This window comes from Lachnospira pectinoschiza (genome assembly GCF_020564355.1).
GTDB lineage: Bacteria > Bacillota > Clostridia > Lachnospirales > Lachnospiraceae > Lachnospira > Lachnospira intestinalis.
Window position 1 is genome coordinate 1 of record NZ_JAJCRR010000018.1, and the last position, 570, is coordinate 570.

Below are 570 nucleotides of genomic sequence, written 5' to 3' on the forward strand. Positions count from 1 at the left end.
CTCAATTTTTTCTGGTAAATCGGTCTTATTCAGCAAGATGATACGGTTTGTCGCAGCGGAAAGTTCCAATAATTCCAGATCTTTAGGAGTTAATGGTGATGAAGCATCAAGTACAAGCAAGACCAAATCGGCTTCTTCTAAGGCTTTCTGACTACGTTCGACACCTATCTTTTCGACAATATCCTCAGTTTCTCGTATACCAGCAGTGTCAATTAACTCAAGGGGGACACCACCAATATTGGCAAACTCTGTGATAACATCACGTGTTGTTCCTGCTATATCGGTAACAATGGCCTTTTCTTCACGTAAAAGCTGATTGAGCAAACTTGATTTCCCCACATTTGGACGACCAATGATTGCTGTTCTCAAACCTTCACGGAGAATCTTACCACGTTTAGCTGTGGCAAGCAGTGTTTCCAGAAGCTGTTCAAAATGAGCCGTTTTTTCCAGAAGCATTTGACTTGTCATTGTTTCAACGTCATCATATTCAGGATAATCAATATTAACTTCAACTTGCGCAAGTGATTCTAAAATTTCTTGACGAATGTTGTTAATCAAGTTAGAGAGGCT

1 protein-coding gene is annotated in these 570 nt (G+C 40.0%); it reads right to left on the bottom strand.

What is annotated here, in order from left to right:
* The coding region (locus LI288_RS14030) for a GTPase (protein ID WP_227091066.1) at window positions 1–570 on the bottom strand (570 nt) is incomplete at both ends.